The 19311-nt window shown below is 34.6% G+C and carries 20 protein-coding genes; 15 read left to right on the forward strand and 5 right to left on the reverse strand.

The genetic code is table 11. From position 1 onward, the window contains the following. Positions 1 to 223 precede the first annotated feature (223 nt). The 13 genes from MKX29_RS20805 to MKX29_RS20865 all read left to right on the forward strand — a co-directional run bounded on the left by MKX29_RS20805 (position 224) and on the right by MKX29_RS20865 (position 10025). Positions 224 to 1126, forward strand: a complete 903-nt coding sequence (locus MKX29_RS20805; RefSeq protein WP_340974964.1) for a sulfurtransferase — start codon at positions 224 to 226, stop codon at positions 1124 to 1126. A 269-nt stretch (positions 1127 to 1395) separates the two neighbouring features. Continuing rightward, the gene (locus MKX29_RS20810) at positions 1396 to 2061 is read left to right on the forward strand and encodes an HAD family hydrolase (RefSeq protein ID WP_341107481.1); all 666 of its coding nucleotides are present in this window, start codon (positions 1396 to 1398) and stop codon (positions 2059 to 2061) included. A 139-nt stretch (positions 2062 to 2200) separates the two neighbouring features. Beyond that, positions 2201 to 3007 carry a protein phosphatase 2C domain-containing protein gene (locus MKX29_RS20815; RefSeq protein WP_341107483.1) on the forward strand — a complete coding sequence of 269 codons (807 nt, stop codon included), beginning with the start codon at positions 2201 to 2203 and terminating at the stop codon, positions 3005 to 3007. A 142-nt stretch (positions 3008 to 3149) separates the two neighbouring features. After that, positions 3150 to 3353 carry a hypothetical protein gene (locus tag MKX29_RS20820; protein WP_341107485.1) on the forward strand — a complete coding sequence of 68 codons (204 nt, stop codon included), beginning with the start codon at positions 3150 to 3152 and terminating at the stop codon, positions 3351 to 3353. Continuing rightward, complete coding sequence (locus MKX29_RS20825; protein WP_341107487.1) at positions 3350 to 3544, forward strand: hypothetical protein; 195 nt, start codon at positions 3350 to 3352, stop codon at positions 3542 to 3544. The genes MKX29_RS20820 and MKX29_RS20825 overlap by 4 nt, the downstream gene beginning before the upstream one ends. A gap of 297 nt (positions 3545 to 3841) precedes the next feature. Then, a complete protein-coding gene (locus MKX29_RS20830; protein ID WP_224936463.1) occupies positions 3842 to 4516 on the forward strand; it encodes a FadR/GntR family transcriptional regulator in 675 nt (224 codons plus the stop codon). A 133-nt stretch (positions 4517 to 4649) separates the two neighbouring features. Continuing rightward, positions 4650 to 6323 carry a dihydroxy-acid dehydratase gene (gene ilvD / locus MKX29_RS20835; RefSeq protein ID WP_224936462.1) on the forward strand — a complete coding sequence of 558 codons (1674 nt, stop codon included), beginning with the start codon at positions 4650 to 4652 and terminating at the stop codon, positions 6321 to 6323. 601 nt (positions 6324 to 6924) lie between these two features. Continuing rightward, positions 6925 to 7080, forward strand: coding sequence for a hypothetical protein (locus MKX29_RS20840; RefSeq protein WP_251161626.1), 156 nt, complete (start codon positions 6925 to 6927; stop codon positions 7078 to 7080). A gap of 337 nt (positions 7081 to 7417) precedes the next feature. Next, positions 7418 to 7543 carry a hypothetical protein gene (locus tag MKX29_RS20845; RefSeq protein WP_281203241.1) on the forward strand — a complete coding sequence of 42 codons (126 nt, stop codon included), beginning with the start codon at positions 7418 to 7420 and terminating at the stop codon, positions 7541 to 7543. 321 nt (positions 7544 to 7864) lie between these two features. Then, on the forward strand, positions 7865 to 8044 hold the full coding sequence (locus MKX29_RS20850) for a DUF6440 family protein (protein ID WP_095373273.1): 180 nt from the start codon (positions 7865 to 7867) through the stop codon (positions 8042 to 8044). A 219-nt stretch (positions 8045 to 8263) separates the two neighbouring features. Next, on the forward strand, positions 8264 to 8779 hold the full coding sequence (locus MKX29_RS20855) for a GNAT family N-acetyltransferase (RefSeq protein ID WP_404826586.1): 516 nt from the start codon (positions 8264 to 8266) through the stop codon (positions 8777 to 8779). A 213-nt stretch (positions 8780 to 8992) separates the two neighbouring features. Beyond that, a complete protein-coding gene (locus tag MKX29_RS20860; RefSeq protein ID WP_341107493.1) occupies positions 8993 to 9313 on the forward strand; it encodes a PadR family transcriptional regulator in 321 nt (106 codons plus the stop codon). Continuing rightward, positions 9306 to 10025, forward strand: a complete 720-nt coding sequence (locus MKX29_RS20865) for a DUF2812 domain-containing protein (protein WP_341107495.1) — start codon at positions 9306 to 9308, stop codon at positions 10023 to 10025. The genes MKX29_RS20860 and MKX29_RS20865 overlap by 8 nt, the downstream gene beginning before the upstream one ends. 94 nt (positions 10026 to 10119) lie before the next feature. Here MKX29_RS20865 and MKX29_RS20870 read toward each other — a convergent pair whose 3' ends face one another. Beyond that, positions 10120 to 11304 carry a NupC/NupG family nucleoside CNT transporter gene (locus tag MKX29_RS20870; RefSeq protein ID WP_224936456.1) on the reverse strand — a complete coding sequence of 395 codons (1185 nt, stop codon included), beginning with the start codon at positions 11302 to 11304 and terminating at the stop codon, positions 10120 to 10122. 240 nt (positions 11305 to 11544) lie between these two features. Between MKX29_RS20870 and MKX29_RS20875 the strand changes: the two genes are divergently transcribed. Further along, positions 11545 to 13236, forward strand: a complete 1692-nt coding sequence (locus MKX29_RS20875; protein WP_341107497.1) for a methyl-accepting chemotaxis protein — start codon at positions 11545 to 11547, stop codon at positions 13234 to 13236. Between the two features lie 143 nt (positions 13237 to 13379). Here MKX29_RS20875 and MKX29_RS20880 read toward each other — a convergent pair whose 3' ends face one another. The 4 genes from MKX29_RS20880 to MKX29_RS20895 form a co-directional block, all read right to left on the reverse strand. Then, positions 13380 to 14480, reverse strand: a complete 1101-nt coding sequence (locus tag MKX29_RS20880; RefSeq protein WP_224936454.1) for a tyrosine-type recombinase/integrase — start codon at positions 14478 to 14480, stop codon at positions 13380 to 13382. Between the two features lie 655 nt (positions 14481 to 15135). Further along, positions 15136 to 15627, reverse strand: coding sequence for a 3-isopropylmalate dehydratase small subunit (locus MKX29_RS20885; RefSeq protein WP_251161622.1), 492 nt, complete (start codon positions 15625 to 15627; stop codon positions 15136 to 15138). Beyond that, the gene (locus MKX29_RS20890; RefSeq protein ID WP_341107499.1) at positions 15624 to 16868 is read right to left on the reverse strand and encodes a 3-isopropylmalate dehydratase large subunit; all 1245 of its coding nucleotides are present in this window, start codon (positions 16866 to 16868) and stop codon (positions 15624 to 15626) included. The genes MKX29_RS20885 and MKX29_RS20890 overlap by 4 nt, the downstream gene beginning before the upstream one ends. Before the next feature lie 6 nt (positions 16869 to 16874). Beyond that, complete coding sequence (locus MKX29_RS20895; protein WP_341107501.1) at positions 16875 to 17636, reverse strand: IclR family transcriptional regulator; 762 nt, start codon at positions 17634 to 17636, stop codon at positions 16875 to 16877. Between the two features lie 226 nt (positions 17637 to 17862). On the opposite strand from MKX29_RS20895, the gene MKX29_RS20900 reads away from it, so the two are divergent. Then, positions 17863 to 19185 carry an MmgE/PrpD family protein gene (locus MKX29_RS20900; protein WP_341107503.1) on the forward strand — a complete coding sequence of 441 codons (1323 nt, stop codon included), beginning with the start codon at positions 17863 to 17865 and terminating at the stop codon, positions 19183 to 19185. Positions 19186 to 19311: the final 126 nt, after the last annotated feature.

The following is a 19311-nucleotide window of genomic DNA, read 5'->3' on the forward strand; positions in this document are numbered from 1 at the left end:
CTCCATTCAATGAACAGGTTTCGGGAGATTGTTTTTTGCTCGAAAGCTTTCATAAATAATGATTTCTATGATAAAGCTTTTATCAATGTTTCTAACCTTTGTAAATAGGGAATATGAAAATATAATGGTTTGTTTCATAAAAATGAACATTGCAAACCTAATTCCTTGTAAACAGATGGGTATAATGTTATATTAATCAAAAATCGAAAGAGGAGAGAAGAGTATGACCAAAACGATTCCACCAATTGTTTCAACCCAATGGTTAGAGGAACATTTAAATGATGAAAATATCCGCATACTAGACGCGACGACTTTCTTAAAGTTACCAGATGGTGATGGACTTTACTCTGTAACGAACGGACGAGACGCATATAAAGAAGAGCATATTCCGGGTGCTGTGCATGCGGATGTAGTAAACGAATTAGCAAACCCAGATGATCCAAAAGCATTTACATTGCCATCTCGAGAAAGGTTCGTAGAAGGGATTGAAAAATTGGGTGTTGGTGATGGTACGCATGTGATTATTTATGACAAAATCGCTGAAGTCGGCTCCCCGAATGCCGCATCTGATTGGGCATCACGTGTTTGGTGGCAACTTCGCTTCGAAGGATTTGATAATGTCTCAATCTTAAACGGCGGGTTTAGAAAATGGAAAGAAGAAGGTAGAGAAATTAAGTCTGGGATTGAATATTATCCAAAAGCAACTTTTAATGGTAGAAGAAGACGGGAATTATTAGCTACAAAAGAAGATGTCAAAAAAGCGATAGATGATCCAAACATGATTATTATGAATTGTTTATCACCAGATGTCTTTAGTGGTAAGAAAAACACTTACGGTCGTCCCGGTCATATTCCTAATAGTAAAAATGTCTTCTTTGCCGACTTATCAGATGATGAATCACTTCTCATTAAAGATGAAGAAAAATTACGTGAAATTTTTGAGCCGACCGGTGTATTTGATCAATCTAAAAAAGTCATCACATATTGTGGCGGTGGGATTGCTGCTACATGGAATGCTTTCATTCTATATACACTAGGCCGTAAAGATGTCGCTGTATACGATGGTTCCATGACAGAATGGGTGCAAGACGAAAACGCGCCACTAGTAACAACCAATAATGAATAAATTCTTTCCACGAATGTTCTCGCATTTGTTGATTTAAAATAAAATTTATAAGTTGTAAAAAAGTTCGATAATTTATAAAAAAGTTTGATAACTTATAATAAAGTTTGATCAAAAGTCCTGTATTGATGCAGGACTTTTTGTTCAGCAATCGGGCCATTTAATGGAGCAAGAATTATCGAGTAAACGGGACAGTTTGATAATAAATTTAAATAATTCTGAGTTTTTATGGTAAAATGAGGAAGGTAATTGATACAGAAAGGAAGCTTTATATGAACAAATATAAGATAATTTTATTTGATTTAGATGGAACACTTTCAGACCCAAAAATAGGTATAACTAAATCTGTTCAATATGCGTTAAAGAAAATGGACATTGATGAACCTAATATCAATAAACTTGAATGTTTTATCGGTCCACCACTTCAAGTGTCATTTGCTGAATATTACGACTTTGATGAAGGAAGTACACAAAAGGCAATTCATTTTTACAGGGAAAGGTTCAAGGATAAGGGTATGTTTGAGAATGACCTATATTCGGAAATTCCTTTTCTACTAAAATCATTAAAAGAACAACAATATATTTTAGTTGTTGCAACTTCAAAGCCTACTGTATTTTCTGAACAAATACTAAAGTATTTTAACATTGACCATTATTTTGATCTTGTTGTTGGAAGTAATCTAGACGGAACACGAACATCAAAAACTGAAATTATTCAATACATACTTGATAAGTACAATGAGCATAGGTTAGATGATTTTATTATGATTGGTGACAGAAAAGACGATATGATTGGTGCAAATAATATTGGTATTGACTCTATCGGAGTAACTTATGGATATGGTTCATTTAAAGAATTAAGTGATACTAACCCTACACATATAGTTAATTGTGTTGACGAGATAACAGATATTTTAATAGCAAGTAAAGTTGGATAAATAACGAAATTATATTTCCGAAATAAGGAATTGGCAGCTATTCTGCATGAAAAGGGTGCTTTTCTTAGGTTATAAATCGTTTTATTTTCTTTTGTATATTAAAAAATAGTTGACCAATATGAATACAAGGTGATTAATCATGAGTGGTTATCAATGGGTAGGAAGCCAAAAACATTATGTAGATGAAGTTCACACTGAATTGTTGAACAACGATATTGTAATAGGTCATTTTGGTGGTAACTCTTCAACTGGGCAATTTAAGAATGAAGATGGATGTTTAATTTGGGTTAATCAAGAAGAAGATTGGGAGTTTGTTATTATTCTTGATGCTCATAATACAGCACAAAGTGCAGAATTAGTTCTTAAAACCTTTGAAAAAGAAAGAGACTCAGTGCAACAAATCTTAAAAATGCAGACAGTAGAAGCTTTCGACACCATATCCACCTTCATTCTAAATATTTTTAAGGGTCAAAGCTTTCGAGAAGCTAATCAAAATGTCCAAGGAGAAACTGCTTGCCTATTTGTTGTTAGGAAAGGAAAATTCCTTTGGTGGCTATCGATAGGAGATTGCATTCTTTATTTGTTTCATCCTGAACTTAAAGCACTAGGAGAATTTCAACAGAATCATAGAAGTTTTTATGAGTGGGTAGGACAAAAGAATACTTTTAATTTAGCTGTACCTTGTTACAGTTCTGGAAGGAAAGAATTACGGAAAGGAGAAAATCATATTTTCTTAACAACAGATGGGCTTATTGAGTGCCCAAATACTAATTTTGACAACCCATTTGAAATATTTAATACCTTCGAAGGGATAACCAATCAATATGGTGTTAAAAGATTATTAGAAGAAATTAAGGAAAATAATGTACGTGATAGTACCACAATAATTTCATGGAAAGTAACTATCAACAATTCAGCTACTTTACCTAGTGATATTCCGCAATAGGGCGCTTTTCAAGAACAAGGAAAGCTCTCTTAAATGATTTGAGTTAGTTTGTATATTTTGAAATAATTGGTATTAAGCAATAGGACATTACTTTTGTATAAGGCTTAAAATAATTAATTCAAATTAAGGGAGGGTAAGAATTATGGGTAATGAAGAAGATAAGAGTTCTGTTTGGATTGTTAGCAAGAAAGAGAAAGTTTGGAACGCAATAATAAATGAAGATAAACTTTCACAGTGGTATGCACCTGGTTCACCTTGGGAAATTCCTAGTCTGAATGTTGGTGAGAAAATTACTTTTACGTTAATACCTAGTGTACATAATAACCTTACAAGAAACTTCCAATGACCTTAACAATTGAGAATGTTGTTACCTATCAGGAATTTGCCTTTCGTTTAGATTCACAACAAATTCTAATATCAATTACATTAAAAGATGAATCCAATGGAACAAGAGTAACAATGAATTCGGAAGGTTTTGCTACCTCTTTAGAAAATTTGAAAGCCTTAGTAGAAGGAAATAAAATACGTAATATTTAAAAAAGGTTATTCAATTATAGGGCGCGATTGTTGAGCAACAAAGGTAGAAAATGATCAAACTTTTTTTATAAAAATCGTCTTCGTAAAATGTTTAAAGAGCCTGTTTTTATCAAACTTTTTTTCAAAAACAGGCTCTTTTATATTTGGGAAATTAACATAATAAGACGTGCATTTGATCAAACTTTTATATAACCCAACAGCATTCATGGTTTTTCATTTCGCAAAAAATAAGCATTTACATAAATGATCGTTTACACTATATTCTATATTAATACTAAATAAGGTGTGGACAAATATATGACTCAAAAAAGATTATCCGATTCCATCGCTGATGACATTATCTCTATGATTGTCATTGAGAAACGTTTTCAACCTGGAGATAAGCTACCTAACGAAAATGTATTATCGGAAGAATTGAATATTAGTCGAACTACTTTAAGAGAAGCGATTAGAATCCTTGTTACAAATGGCATTGTCGAAATCAAAAGAGGTAGAGGGACTTTTATAAAAGAAGCTTTGGATATTGACCATATGCAACATTTCGGATTGCTTACAGATGCAAAAATTAATGCGAAAGATTTGTATGAAATGCGCTTAATATTTGAACCAGAAGCTGCATACTATGCGACCATTCGAGCAAGTGACCAAGAAATGAAAAGAATTATCGATTATGGATTACAAATTGAAGAGAAGATTAAAAAGAAGCAAGATCGAACGGCTGAAGAGCAGAAATTTCATCAATCAATTGTTAAAGCGACCCATAATGAATTTATGGAAAAGCTCATGCCTGTCATTTATCAAGCCATCGATAAAGGGGTGATTTTATCAGTCGAAAAAGAAGTTGCAATTAAAGATACATTGAATGATCATCAAATGATTATGGATTTTATGAAGAATCGTAACCCTGAGGGAGCAAGAAGTGCGATGAAAATTCATATATTACATGCAATGAGTGAATTAGGAATTGAATAAAAAAGCAAAAAAGAGCATCTTTTTATAAAAGATGCTCTTTTTGTCTAACAACGTTATTGACAGCAGACAACATACGTTTTACAATACATTATACAAATAATCAAAATAATGAAAATTGAAGGTGTGGTTGTAAATGAGAAGAAGCGATACGATTAAACTTGGAGTAGATAGAGCTCCTCACCGTAGTCTTTTATATGCGACAGGAAAAGTAAAAGCAAAAGATTTAGAGAAACCATTTATTGGTGTATGTAATTCATATATTGATATTATTCCTGGACATGTTCATTTACGAGAATTTGCAGATGTGGTTAAAGAAGCAATCATTGAAGCAGGTGGCATTCCCTTTGAATTTAATACAATCGGTGTTGATGATGGAATAGCCATGGGGCATATTGGTATGCGTTATTCCTTACCTAGCAGAGAGTTAATTGCTGATAGTGCGGAAACCGTTATTAATGCCCACTGGTTTGATGGCGTCTTTTATATTCCAAACTGTGACAAGATCACTCCTGGTATGTTAATGGCAGCCGCGCGTACAAATGTCCCTTCCGTCTTTGTTTCAGGTGGGCCGATGGAAGCAGGAACGAGTGCAAGCGGAAAACAACTTTCATTAACATCTGTTTTCGAAGGAGTAGGAGCTTTTAAGTCAGGAAAAATGACAGAAGAAGAGTTCAATGATATTGAAAATAATGCGTGTCCAACATGTGGGTCTTGTTCAGGGATGTTTACAGCTAATTCAATGAACTGCTTAATGGAAATGCTAGGTGTCGCTCTTCCCGGTAACGGATCGATTGTCGCAACAAGTGCGAAACGAAAAGAGTTAATCTATGAAGCTGCTAAACATTTAGTTCGCATGATTGAAGAAGATGTGAAACCACGTGACATCATTACGAAAGAAGCCATTGATGATGCCTTTGCTTTAGATATGGCGATGGGTGGTTCGACTAATACAGTGCTTCACACTTTGGCAATCGCAAATGAAGCTGGTATTGATTATAATCTTGAAGATATTAATAAAATCGCTACCCGTGTTCCATATTTAGCAAAAATTATGCCAGCGTCAGATTATTCAATGGATGATATTAATAAAGCTGGGGGCATTAGTGCAATCATTAATGAATTAACGAAAATTCCAAATGCCATTCATCCAGAGAGAATAACGATTACAGGTAAAACAATGGGTGAGTTGGTAAGTGGACATGATATTACTAATGAACAGGTTATACGTCCTAAAGATAATCCCTATAGCCCAGTTGGTGGCCTTTCCATTTTATATGGAAATATCGCCCCTGAAGGTGCTGTCATCAAAGTCGGCGCAGTGGACCCAACGATTCAAGAGTTCGAAGGAGAAGCAATTGTTTTTGAGTCACAAGAAGAAGCACAACAAGCAATCGATAATGGAGCTGTAAGAGAAGGCCATGTTGTTGTCATCAGGTATGAGGGACCTAAAGGTGGTCCAGGAATGCCGGAAATGCTAGCACCAACTTCAGCCATTATGGGTCGAGGATTAGGTAGTTCAGTTGCTTTGCTAACAGACGGTCGTTTTTCCGGAGCATCACGTGGAATTTCCATTGGTCATATTTCTCCAGAAGCTGCTGAGGGTGGTCCAATCGCACTTATTGAAAATGGAGATATCATTGTGATCGACTTACCTAACAGAACGATGAACGTAAAATTATCTGATGAAGAATTAGCTAACCGAAAAAAATCATTACAACCATTTGAACCAAAGATTAAAAATGGCTGGTTAGGAAGGTACTCCAAACTGGTAACAAATGCATCAAAAGGTGGCGTAATGAGCATTTAAGTATAGTAAAGTAAAGAAACTTCATTTTAGATAATGAGGTTTCTTACTTATTATTTTCAAGACTATTACTATAATTGATTTAGTAATGGACGAACAAAGTAATTGGCAAGCCCAACATTTTAAAAATATTAAAAACACGGGTTATAAAAAATGATACAACTTTCACACATCTCTGAGATTGGAGATGAGACGTTGCAAAGTTATTTTTAATTGTTACGAAACAGTCGATAAGCCCTCCTTATTAACAAAATAGAACTAAGCATTACACGTAGCTTTTTAAAAATTACTTAACATGTTTATTCCGGGCTTATTTTCGTGTTCTTTGTAGGTAATATACGTTTTTTCTATACTTAAATAAATTTCCCCTTACTTTTCCAGATGTTTACTCATTTCTTCTTATTGAAAATTCAAAAACCTTAAGTTTGCCTAAAAATCTCATCAGTAACCTCAAACTTGAGGGAATATGTTTGCCCGTTGTCTAAATATATATAACAATAAGTTTTAATTGAATCCATTTGATTGAACTGTATCTATAAAAGACAATATAAAGTTTTTTAAAGTCTGTTCTAAAAAGGTCGAACTCTTATATTAAGGAGGTATTATGGAAAAAGAGTATCTTGGTAAATGTAGTAGTTGTGGTGAGGGGATTTATTGTCATGGTGGATTTTTAGGTGGTGTTCTTGAAGATGATGGTAAAATGATTTGTTTTTCTTGCTTTGAGGAAGAAAACACTGGCTATCATTCAAAAAAACAATAGACCAATAATAAAATTCGATAACACGCTAGAAGTTATTTCATTTAAGCTAGAAAATAGGAACAAGATTTGAAAACGAAAGACCGACCGATCTCTACACCAATTAGATACTATTGAATAAAAGAACAAAGCCGATTCCTAAAAGCCACAAAGGAAGTCTACTGTTTTCATTCAGCTAGGAAGCGAACTTTAACAATTGATGTCTATATATCATTATACATATGGAATTACTCGCCCCGTGATTTGATAAGAGGAGGTCTTGGGTGTGACTGGACTCTTTTTTGTATAGAATTTTCTCGAAAGGTCCACAATACTCCTTAATAGAAGGGAGTGAAGCAGTTTGACGAAAGTACCTAATAACGGCAGTAAGAACCAAAGCTCACCGCAAGGAACTCAAAGCGCAATAAGTGGTGATAATAGTAAGGGGAATAAACGAAATAAAGATCAAAAAAGAAAACCAGAATAGGATCATTTTTGGCTTGTTAGCTTTCGAAGTTAACAAGCTTTTTTTTTAGGTAATTTCTAGTTTCACTCAATACAGACGTTGATTGGTCTTTAACTGAATAGAATAACAATAATTTAGACTGCTATATCACTTTAAAGGAGTAACTCATTATTATTCAGAATTATTTATAAAAATTTTTGATTTAATCTCTAAAGTAAAAATGCTTTGAAATGTGCATTGTTCAGTAGGTGGTTTTATGGTAAAAATAAGTTAATGAAACTTATTTAGAGCTACATTACCTCAGAGGAACTTCATTAAAAAAGATGTAGGGAGCGTTGAGTGATGGATAATAAACGTTTTGAAACAATTTATTCTCAAGGGAAAATAGAAAATTTCAAGATTATTCGGGATAATGAAACCGGAGTGATGTATATGTTCCATTATGCAGGTCCGGTCAGTGGATTAACTGTTATGGTTGATCCAGATGGTAAACCTTTGATAGATAAGGACTTTAAGAAATAGTGTGTAATTTATTAACTGAAAATTCCGTCCTATTAAGTGGGTATGTGTACGGATAAACATGTGAATAAATAACCGGAATTTCAGTTGTTTCTCTTTGGAACAGTTAAGATACGATTATTTTTCCAAGGGGAGACTTTTCTTATTCGGTAGGTTGGTGGTTCAAACATATCTGCTTTTATGCGTGCGAGAGGTCACTCTATATCTTGAACAGGAGAGTTCATGTTGAAGGAAAATGATTTATATATAAGAAAAATGTCTAAAAATGACTATCTGTATATGAGGAAATGGTTAAGTACGAAAGAAGTATTGACATTCTACGGAGATGTTAATGAACCTTTTTCTCTAGAAATGGTGAAAGAGAAATACGGTCCTCGTATAGACGGCGAAATTAATGTCCTGCCATTTATCGTAGAACTCAAAGATCAACCGATTGGATTTATGCAGTATTATCAGGTAGATAATGAAAATGAATATTTTGGATTTGGGGACAATGAACTGATCTATGGAATCGATCAGTTCATCGGTGAACCAATGCTTTTCGGAAAAGGTATTGGAACAAGAATGGTGAAACTATTTGTTAAATACATTGCGCAAAGAACAGAAGCAAAGATGGTTATTTTAGATACTGCGACAAACAATCATCGTGCTATTGCTTGTTATGAAAAAGTTGGGTTTACGAAAGTGAGGAAAATGAATAAGGATAGTAATTGGTTGATGGTATATCCTTTGAAGTAATGTGCAATGTATGGGTAAAAGAAATTAAAATTGCAAAGATATGTTCGTTGTTAATATTGACTAGAATGCTTCTTTATGTTGAAGGAAGCTTTTTTTATATAAAAATTATATCATTTTATGATATAACTATAGACACTTATATCACAAAATGATATATTATGAATATATCCATTTGTGATATATCAAAAAAGAATATATTAAGGATGATGTAAATTGAAATCAGAAGGGCAGATAACCGATTCTATGTTTTATATTATGACGGCACTAACCCGTCCAAGGCATGGATATGCAATTATGTCTTTGATCGAAGAGACTACACAGGGGAGAATAGCCATTGGACCAGCCTCGATGTATACGATTATAAAGAAGCTCTTAAAACAAGAATGGATTTATTTGCAGGACGGTTCGGATTCAAGAAGAAAAGTATATGAATTGACTAATCAAGGTAAAGTGGTATTAAAAGGTGAAATGAATGTGAGAAAGCTAATGGTTCAATTAGCTGAAGAAGGATTGGGAGGAATGGACAATGAGTAAAACAAAGTATATGATGTCTGGTGGATTAGCATTTGCAGAAAGTAAAGATATGGAGAAATTGAGGCAGCAGTCTCTTAAAGGGTGGCATGTTAAAAAGCTAAGTTTTATGGGATATACATTGGTGAAAGGTGAGAAAAAAGAGTATGTATACAGCATTGATTACCGTACAGTAGAAGAAAATGAAGAAGAGGAATACTTAAGCTATTTTGAAGACGCAGGTTGGAACCACGTTTACTCAGAAGCAGGTATTCATTTATTTCGCGCCGATCCTGGTACTGAACCAATTTATTCAGATAAGGAAACACTTGCCCAAAAACATGAAGAATCTTTAAGTAACACGGCAAGGTGGGGAATAGGAGCATTAGTGTTGTTTGCAGTAAGTTCTTGGACGGGTACAGTATTTACAACTGGAATGATAGCAAATATACTCACTGTTGTATCAATAATATTAACGATCATAGCAGTACCAGCTGTTTGGACAGCAATGAAAATTCAATCAAATAAATGGAAAGTACAAGGGAAACAAAGAAGTGTATTTTTCATAAATACAATAATCATATTATTTTTAGCTGCATTGACAATTTTTCTGTTATATGGAAGTGGCCCAAATGATGCAATTAAAACGCTCGCTTATATGCTTATAGGTGCTTTTGCACTACCTATACTCATCTGGTCAATTTTATCTTTTTATCATAAGCACTTAGGGCGGTAATCTTACATAATCAAAGTAAGTATAGGTTCAGTTGAACAAACTCATGATTTTAACACGAAAAAAAGGCATATATCGCTATGCCTTTTTTTCGTGTTTAACTAAATAAACCGACCATAATGGATGTTAAGGTAGATGCCATGGTTGCTGCTAATAGAATCTTCAAACCAAATTTAGCAACGACTGCCGCTTTTTCACCATTAATAGCTTGAATCGAACCACTAATAATACCAATTGAACTAAAGTTAGCGAAAGAAATCAAGAATGTTGAAATAATCGCAACTGTTTTCTCTGAAAGCTCTCCAATAAGTGGTTGGAATTGTAACATTGCAACAAATTCGTTTGTAGCAAGTTTTGTTCCCATAATGGATCCTGCTGTAATAATTTCATTTGATGGTATACCCATCAACCAGGCAATAGGAGCAAATATATAACCTAGTATTGTTGTTAGATCCATACCAAATATTCCATCAAACATGGCATTAAGTAAAGCCATTAACGCAATATAGGCAACAAGCATAGCTGCAACGATTAAAGCTACTTTACCGCCATCAAGTGCACCGTTAGAAATCGCTTCGAACAATGATTTTGACCCCGTTACGTCTTTTACATCAATTTCTTCTTTTTCGTTGTTTTTGATCGGAGCTATCATTGTCGCGATAATCAAGCCTGAAAGCGAATTCAAAATCATCGCTATTAAAACATACTGAGGAGGAACCATTGTCATGTAAGAGCCCATAATACTAGCTGATACACTCCCCATTGCTGATGTACTAATAATAAATAGTTTGTTATCACTCATTTTTGCCAAATGTGATTTAATCGCCAACAATGCTTCACTTTGGCCAAAGAAAATGGAGTTAATACTATTGAATGTAACTACTGTTGATAAACCGGTAATTTTCGCTAAAAACCCACCAATGTACTTTATAGCTAGAGGTAAAACTCTAATATAAGTAAGAATGGATAATAATGCTGAAGTAAAAATAATGAGCATAAGTACATTCATAAAGAAGACTGTTTGTCCTTCTTGCACCAAGCCACCTAATACAAAATCAATACCTTCATAACCAAAATTTAAAACAGTTGTAACGCCATTAGAAATCCATTCAACTAACTTTAAACCAATGGTTGTTTGGAACATGAATAAAGTAATGATAATCTGTAAGACAACCATAATAGCAATCGCTTTATAGTTGATATTTTTTTTATCATTGGAAATAAGGTATGCTAAGCCGAGAACGAGAAAAAAACCTAAAATTCCTATTAAAATATTTACCATGATGTCTCCCCTTAAAAAGTTTTATCCAATAGTATTGATGATAAGGTAGTATGACATCTGATGTCAAATGAATATTAAAAAATGACAGAAATTGCATTATTCAATGTATTAAGAATGAGTGCACAACTTTTCATTCTCACTACTTTAGTAATGGGTATAAAGAATTAAAACAATTATAACTCATTATTTACATTCTCTTTATATTTCACCCTCATAATAAGAACAAGGGGGGAGAGATATATGGAAAATGTTTTAGACGCCATCAAAGGGATTGTTGGAAAACTTTCTTTACAAGCAAGACTCTTGATTATTGTTATTACTATTCTGCTTTTTTCAGCAACGATAGTGACAATGATTTCTATTAGTAAATCAAAAGAAACTATTATTGGCTTTATGGAACAAAGACTTGATAAGGAAACAAGTTATATTTATGAAGTTGCCCAAAATTTATTACTCATATACATAGATGACGAGAATGAGTACACAACAAAACTGAATCAAGTGATCAGAAGACAAGAATCACAATTAGCCCAAGATGGATTCAGTGCATATTTCTTTTTGATTAATCAAAACGGAGCAGACCCTTTTTCTGTCAGTGAAAATCGACCAATTAACTTTCCTGATAACGTTGTTGAAACTATTACTCAACAACAAAATGGAATCATTGAGCGTGACATGAATGGGGAAACCTACACGATAGCATTTCGTAACATTCAAGAATTAAAGGGAATCTACACTATTGCTATACCTCAATCACAGTATCTACAAACATTAACAGAAATGAGCCAGTTTATTGGTGTAACAGTCCTTTTATGTTTGTTAGTAACTGGAGTGATTGTCATTCTTTTAGTAAGAAATTTGACCAACCCTATTTCAAAGTTAACAATAATGATGAGACAGGCTAGTAAAGGACAACTAATAAATGATATAAAAATGGAAAGTACAACACCTGAAATTGTCTCACTTATTAATAGTTATCAAACAATGATTGCTCATATGAGGAAGTTATTAACAAATATAATGGATGCTACAGACAATTTATCCCAATCAGGCAATAGTCTTGATCATATTTCTCATAAAGTAAAATTAGAAAATGAAGAATTATTAGTCGGTATTCAAGTGGTAAAACAGGGAGCAGAGCAAACTGCCATTAGTTCTGAAGAGAGTATTAAGAAGTTTCAATCTATGAAAGAAAAAACCAATAAATTATTTGATAGTATGGATAGTATGATGAAAAAAGCATATACAATGGAAGGTACAGCGGTAGATGGTGAAGAGAGTATAAGTAAAGTCATCGCCACATTTGAATCTTTTTCAACTTCATTTTCAAAAATGACTCACACTGTTGCCCAAATGAATAACTATTTTTCTTCTATTAAAAAGGTGACCTCAGTTATACAAGATATTTCAACTCAAACAAAGCTGCTAGCTTTAAATGCTTCCATAGAAGCAGCGCGGGCAGGGGAATCAGGGCGCGGTTTTGCGGTAGTGGCAACTGAAGTCGGTGCTTTGGCAGAAAAATCAGCACAAGCTGTTGAATTAGTCAAAGAAAATATTATTTCAATGAAAGACATCTCATCTAGAACACTTTTTGAATCTGAAGAAACGAATAACCATTTTTTACAATATAAAGAGATCATGAATAAGAATCGAACAGCATTCGATTTGTTAATGAAAGAAGTCCTTTCTGTTTGTAACATTATAGATGAATCAAAACGACAATTGGTTGGTTTACAGACTATTCTACCGCAAATGGAGGACAAAACAGAATACGCTTTAGCGATTTCGCAAGAGACTTTAGCAAAATCTGAGCAAATGGTGATGGATTCAAACCATTTAATGAAGGAAGTGGCACAAAGTCACGAAGAGGGTTTAAAGATTAGCTCACTTGCACGAAAATTAAAGGAATTAAATAAAGAGTATCAAATTTAAGTTTAGCCCAAATTTTAAAAAATAGACCATTGTCCTTGTCCACATTCCCTGCTTGTACATATAGTATAGTAATCCTTCTGAAAAACTGATTCACCTCAAACGGAGAAAAAGACAGCTCGCCCAGGCTGTCTTTTTCATTTGTATTATTGGAAAATATTTACTTTTTCAAGATGTTTGTATGCTTCCTCTTGATTAATTCGTTCTAAATAAACATTGGTCGTAGATATATCTGCGTGTCCTGCCCAATCTTTTACAACTGCTAATGGTACATCATTTTCTAACAACATCGTGACAAAAGTATGGCGGAACCAATGGGGAGAAATATCAGTTTGTTTTCCGGCCATCCGCACCGCTTCTTTCACAATTTTATAAAGTGCAGGATAAGTGAGTCTTTTCTGCTTTCCAGTTAAATCCCGTTTATTATACATAGAAAAAAAGAGAGGAGAGTTGTCTCCGCTTGAAAAACTTGTTGAAGCACCTATTGTTTCGCGATATTGCAACAGCACCTTTTTTGTTTCCTCACGAATAGGAATAGAACGGAATTTATTTCCCTTTCCAATCACATCTGCATATAAGGCACCACGACGATTTAAACGGAAACTACCCCAATTCAAACTGATAAGCTCACTCGCCCTTAATCCAGTTGTATACAATAAGTAACCGATTAACAAATTGCGTTGCTTTAATCCTTCACGATTTGTCTCCGCCTTCACGACTTTTGGGAAACAGGAAATAAGTTGTTCGGCGTCAAAAGCAGTCAGTTCTCTCATACCAACACCTGCAGATGTTTGATCACTAAAATGACCTTTTTTACTTGATGGTTTAGATACCCATGTTGAAAGATGCGCTTTATAAAATTGCGTTTCATAACCGAAGTCTAAGATTCTACGAAAAAATTCTAATTTTCTTATCGCTGACTTGGCTGCATAAGCCTCATTAATGTAACGATTATAAGCTTTCACTTCCGGGAAACCAATTTCCTTGAATGAAAGTTGATGTGTATTCATATAAGTAAGTAAGGTTTTCGCATCACTGCGATAAGCCTTCAGGGTATGAGGAGAAAATGTTTTATTGGTTGTAAAAATCTTTACAACGAAGAACATTTCCAAAAATTCTTGATCACTGGCTTTTTCCAAAATGAGATTGCGATGTTCATCAAGAAGATGACTCGAATGTAACTTAGTTTGTAAAGCTTGTAAGTATTGACTATCAGTCATTTTATGTAAAGGTATCATATCATTCATAGAAGAGAACTCCTTATTATTAACCATAATTTTATTATGTATAGTAAAGATAATGCGTAATTATCTTTACTTATATATTATCATAGAAATCTATGAAAATAAAATAATATTTTTCCAGTAATTAGGATGCTTGAGAATCGCCCTCAGACGAAATTATCTTTTTTTTAATAGGTATTTACTCATTCGTTTCTTATAAAATATATCTTGGTATAAAGGGATATTATTCAGATAAATGAAGGAATTAGATGTCAAAAATATTATTAGTAAAAATAATAAAATATTATAATTAATGAGATTTAGCAAAAAACAACTAGGGAGGGATGAATCAAAAAGAAGTGGCAATGTGATAGGTGCTAGGTATGGAAACGGAAGGCGTCGATTTTGCTTCTCAAAGGAGAGTTTTTTGTTCATTAATTGTACATATGTAAGCCAGGAAATAGTTGGCTATTTTCCCTAAGTTCAGTTTTAACATGTATTTTGATTATAAAAAAAACAATGTTTTGCAAAAATGCCCTACGATTCGAGCAAGTGTACCACTGGAAATCAAGAATCCCAGTGGTAAATGCAAGCTGCCTTATAGGCGAACAGAAGAAGGCATGATATATCGATGTCTTTCGTCTCTTTAATAATTGTCATAAAAAGCGCCAAAATGGGATCAAGAATAAGTTTTATGTTCCTTCAAATAAGGAACTAATCCACCTTCATTTAGTATCTTTACCATTACCTCAGGGATTTGTGTCCCCTCATATACTTCATTTTTTGATAAGTTTGTCACTTTTCCATTCTTTAAATCTACTTCTACTTCATCATTCATATTGATAGAGTGATCCTTCACTTCAATAACAGGCAAGCCAATGTTGATTGCGTTGCGGAAGAAAATGCGCGCAAAGGATTGCGCAACAACGGCAGAGATCCCTGCTTTTTTTAACGCAAGAGGGGCCTGTTCTCTTGATGAGCCACAGCCGAAGTTGCTTCCTCCCACGATGATGTCCCCTTGTTTTACTCTTGTGCGAAACTCAGGATCTAAATCTTCAAGGACATGATCGGCTAAGTCTTGTAGATTTAGTGTTTTAGTGTATTTTCCGGGTATAATCCGGTCAGTATCGATATTATCTCCATATACATGCGTTTGACCTTTAATAATCATGAAAATGCCTCCTTTAGTGTTGTAGGGTCAGTGATTTTTCCATTCAAGGCGGAGGCTGCAACAGTTGCTGGAGATGCTAAGTATACATTGGAGTGACGATTTCCCATCCTTCCTTGGAAGTTACGATTTGTCGACGAAATAACGTTTTCTCCGTTCCCTGGTACCCCTTGGTGCGTCCCAACACATGGCCCGCAGCCTGAAGATATGAAGGAAGCACCTGCTGCAGTTAAGATCTCAACAGTCCCATCCTTTAGTGCATCTAGTAATACCTTTTGTGATGCGGGAGCAATGATTAGACGAACATCTGGATGAATTCGCCTCCCTTTTAAAATCTCTGCTGCCGCATGTAAATCTTGCAATCTGCCATTTGTGCAACTTCCGATAAAAGCCATTTGGATAGGTGTGTTAATAGCTTCAGCAATATCTCTTACATTGTCTGGAGAATGAGGGATGGCAATTTCAGGATTAATTTGGCTGACATTAAATAAAAACTCTTTTTCATACGCTGCATCTTCATCACCATATATATGATCAAAATCGTATGGAAGCTCTAATCCTGTAGTATCAACAAAACAAGCTTTAGCTCCCATTTCAATGGCCATATTGGAAAGAGTCATCCGGTCATCAAGTGAAAGTAATTCGACTGCAGGGCCTGTGAATTCGATTGCTTTATAGGTTGCACCTTCAATTCCTAGCTGACCGACGATGTATAAAATTAAGTCTTTAGCAGACACACCTCGTTGCAGCTTTCCATTCAAAGTGATTTTGAATGAAGCAGGTACTTTTAGCCAAGTTTGCCCTGTCAACATGACTCCTGCCAAATCGGTTGAACCTACACCTGTAGCAAAGGCACCCAATGCACCATAGGTACAAGTATGGGAGTCCGCTCCTAAAAACAATTGACCTGGCTTCACATGATGATTTTCTACCATCAGCTGATGGCATATGCCTTCACCGATATCGTAAAGCTTTATATTCTGAGCTTTCGCAAATTCTCTCATGAATGTATGAAGATTAGCGATTTTTTCGTTAGGCGCTGGTGCAGCATGGTCAATAATAAGGAAAACCTTTTTTGCATCCCATACCTTCCATCCACCCATATCCTGAAAGGCCTTAATTGTAAGAGGTGCAGTGGTGTCGGTAGCCATCACACCATCGACATTGACAATTGCAATTTCATTTTGCTTAACTTGTTTATTTGCATGTGTTGATACAATTTTTTCAATAATGGTTTGTCCCATAATGAATCATCCTCCTAATTTTTGATAACCCATCATAGCTGATAATTTTTCTGCTGACTGTATGGCTGCTTTTATAAATAACTGTTTATTATTATCTAGCCTTGCTGATAGCCCTGAGATAGAGAGTCCGCCAATTAGCTGCTGCTGGCTATTTAAAATGGGGGTGGAAATCGCAAATGCTCCGATAATTCGTTCATGCATGCTGAAGGCAAATCTCTGCTCCTGGAATAGTAAGAGGTCTTTTTTTAATTCTGCTGTTTCATTCTTCGTCAATCCGGATCCTTCAATAACTTCTTCAATTAGTTCGTTTTTAGAAAAGGCAAGCAGCAGTTTACCTGAAGCCCCTTTATAAAGAGGGTAAGGAATGCCTAAGTTGATAAACTGTCGAATATCTTCCTTTCCCTCTAATTTCTCAATACATATTCTCGAAGATCCTTGTATGATATTCAAACTTATTGTTTCTTTCGTAATCTCATTAAGCTCATTCATGATAGGCAGGGCCATTTTTCTTAAATCTAGATTTTCAGTAACAATCTGGGCGAAATGTATAAAAGGTAGACCAAGCCGGTAAGTATTCATAGCTTCATTTTTATTAATCAGTTCTTTTTTCATCAAAGAAGAGAGTAATCGAAAGACCGTTGTCCGATTTAACCCTGTTCGTTTGACGATAGCATTGAGTGATAGCTCCGGTGTTCGTGTTGTGAAGCAATATAATAGTTCAATCGCTCTTTCAACAGATTGAACCGTTTCAGTTTCATTTGTTTTCAAATTTTAATCCCCTTATTACATATTATGAACAACATGTTCACGATACGAACATACAAACATCGTAAGGGAAGTATTAGGAGAAGTCAATATAATTATCAGATTTGTTTAAATTTAAAATTAATTCAAAACTTTTTGGTGAAATTCATTGACTTAAAAATTTAAATAATGATAGAATTTATAAAAAATAGAACACGTTTCATAATATGGAACAATAGAAGGTGGCTGAATGGAATATCAACAAGTATTAAGTGAGTACGCAACCAATTTTCAACTTCATGATGCATCAGAAGAAGTAAAACGGAGAGCGAAATTAATCATTCTTGATTCAATAACTGCCATGATCCATGGAAATCAGTCTTTACATATGCTCAAGCTGCAAGAGGATATCAGTCAGAATGAAGCCAATAAAGGCTACGCAACTATTGTAGGCAGACAACCTTCTATTAACCCTCAGATGGCAGCCTTTATTAATGGGATTGCAATGGTGAGTGAGGAGATGGATGAAGGTAATCCGATTGCAAAAGGTCATCCAAGTTGTCACTTCTTTCCTTCTTTATTGGCCTATGCTGAAACGAGTCACTGCAATGGAAGAAGTTTTTTAGAAAGCTTTATACTCGGCTATGAGATTGCAGCTAGAGCAGGGGCAGCTATTACCTTACGATACGACATACATCCCCATGGAAATTGGGGAGTAATTGGGGCTATATTTGCTTTAGGTAAACTGAAAAACTATCATGCAAGTGATTACGAGCGAGGATTTTATTTAAGTAGCTCATTGCCTAATGTATCTTTATGGCAGCCGGTGTTAGAAGGTCATCGGTTAAGGGATGTATACGTCGGTTTGAACAATATGCATTCATTTTTAATTGGCCATCTTATTACAGCTGGTTTTTCGAGCAGTCCCAACGCTATGAAGCAAATTTATGGTGATGGAATATTAGGAAAGCGTTTTCAAAGCGAAAAATTAATAGAAAATCTTGGCGTTGAATACTACATGCTGAAAACGTATTTCAAATTTTATGACTTTTGTCGTTTTTGCCATTCTCCTATGGATGGAGTAAATAAACTATTAAAAATGGAAACAATCCTCCCTAAAGATGTGGAGAGAGTAGATATCTTTACCTATTCAATGGCAGCTAGGCTGAATAATCAAAATGTGAAAAATCCATATGCAGGCAAATTTTCTATACCTTATGCTGTGGCAAGCTTATTTTATCCAAAGGGAAGTGAGAACGAAGAGAGGCTCAATTTTACCAAGAGAGTATTTGTTCATGAGGATGTTAATATGACACAATTGCTTCCTGACCAACGCGATTCACGTGTTGTACTTAAAATGGTAAATCAGCAGCAATTTACGATAACTGTTAGTGGAGCTAGCGGAGATGCTCATGAGGTAGGACTTGAAGAAAAAGTAATAGAAAAAAGCGAAAGAACTTTAGCAAAGGTGCTTAGCTGTCAGGGTGCGAAGGATCTTATAGAAAAAATTCTTTCTTTAGAAGAATTGGAAGATATCTCAACAATCACAGAATTGATGCGACCAGCTCATTAATTATTGAAAAATAAAAAACATTGTAAATAAATATGACATCTTAGTTGTCAATTTATTTTATAGTGTTACCATGATAATTAAATGAAACAAGTTTCACAATATGGAACAAATTGGAGGATTCAACAT

The organism is Cytobacillus sp. FSL R7-0696, from assembly GCF_038006865.1.
GTDB lineage: Bacteria > Bacillota > Bacilli > Bacillales > Cytobacillaceae > Cytobacillus > Cytobacillus kochii.

What these genes read in the sequence shown, in the direction of transcription:
- MKX29_RS20805 (WP_340974964.1), top strand. Translation starts at nt 224, where the DNA reads ATGACCAAAACGATTCCACCAATTGTTTCAACCCAATGGTTAGAGGAA.
- MKX29_RS20810 (WP_341107481.1), top strand. Translation starts at nt 1,396, where the DNA reads ATGAACAAATATAAGATAATTTTATTTGATTTAGATGGAACACTTTCA.
- MKX29_RS20815 (WP_341107483.1), top strand. Translation starts at nt 2,201, where the DNA reads ATGAGTGGTTATCAATGGGTAGGAAGCCAAAAACATTATGTAGATGAA.
- MKX29_RS20820 (WP_341107485.1), top strand. Translation starts at nt 3,150, where the DNA reads ATGGGTAATGAAGAAGATAAGAGTTCTGTTTGGATTGTTAGCAAGAAA.
- MKX29_RS20825 (WP_341107487.1), top strand. Translation starts at nt 3,350, where the DNA reads ATGACCTTAACAATTGAGAATGTTGTTACCTATCAGGAATTTGCCTTT.
- MKX29_RS20830 (WP_224936463.1), top strand. Translation starts at nt 3,842, where the DNA reads ATGACTCAAAAAAGATTATCCGATTCCATCGCTGATGACATTATCTCT.
- ilvD (WP_224936462.1), top strand. Translation starts at nt 4,650, where the DNA reads ATGAGAAGAAGCGATACGATTAAACTTGGAGTAGATAGAGCTCCTCAC.
- MKX29_RS20840 (WP_251161626.1), top strand. Translation starts at nt 6,925, where the DNA reads ATGGAAAAAGAGTATCTTGGTAAATGTAGTAGTTGTGGTGAGGGGATT.
- MKX29_RS20850 (WP_095373273.1), top strand. Translation starts at nt 7,865, where the DNA reads ATGGATAATAAACGTTTTGAAACAATTTATTCTCAAGGGAAAATAGAA.
- MKX29_RS20855 (WP_404826586.1), top strand. Translation starts at nt 8,264, where the DNA reads ATGTTGAAGGAAAATGATTTATATATAAGAAAAATGTCTAAAAATGAC.
- MKX29_RS20865 (WP_341107495.1), top strand. Translation starts at nt 9,306, where the DNA reads ATGAGTAAAACAAAGTATATGATGTCTGGTGGATTAGCATTTGCAGAA.
- MKX29_RS20870 (WP_224936456.1), bottom strand. Translation starts at nt 11,304, where the DNA reads ATGGTAAATATTTTAATAGGAATTTTAGGTTTTTTTCTCGTTCTCGGC.
- MKX29_RS20875 (WP_341107497.1), top strand. Translation starts at nt 11,545, where the DNA reads ATGGAAAATGTTTTAGACGCCATCAAAGGGATTGTTGGAAAACTTTCT.
- MKX29_RS20880 (WP_224936454.1), bottom strand. Translation starts at nt 14,480, where the DNA reads ATGAATGATATGATACCTTTACATAAAATGACTGATAGTCAATACTTA.
- MKX29_RS20885 (WP_251161622.1), bottom strand. Translation starts at nt 15,627, where the DNA reads ATGATTATTAAAGGTCAAACGCATGTATATGGAGATAATATCGATACT.
- MKX29_RS20890 (WP_341107499.1), bottom strand. Translation starts at nt 16,868, where the DNA reads ATGGGACAAACCATTATTGAAAAAATTGTATCAACACATGCAAATAAA.
- MKX29_RS20900 (WP_341107503.1), top strand. Translation starts at nt 17,863, where the DNA reads ATGGAATATCAACAAGTATTAAGTGAGTACGCAACCAATTTTCAACTT.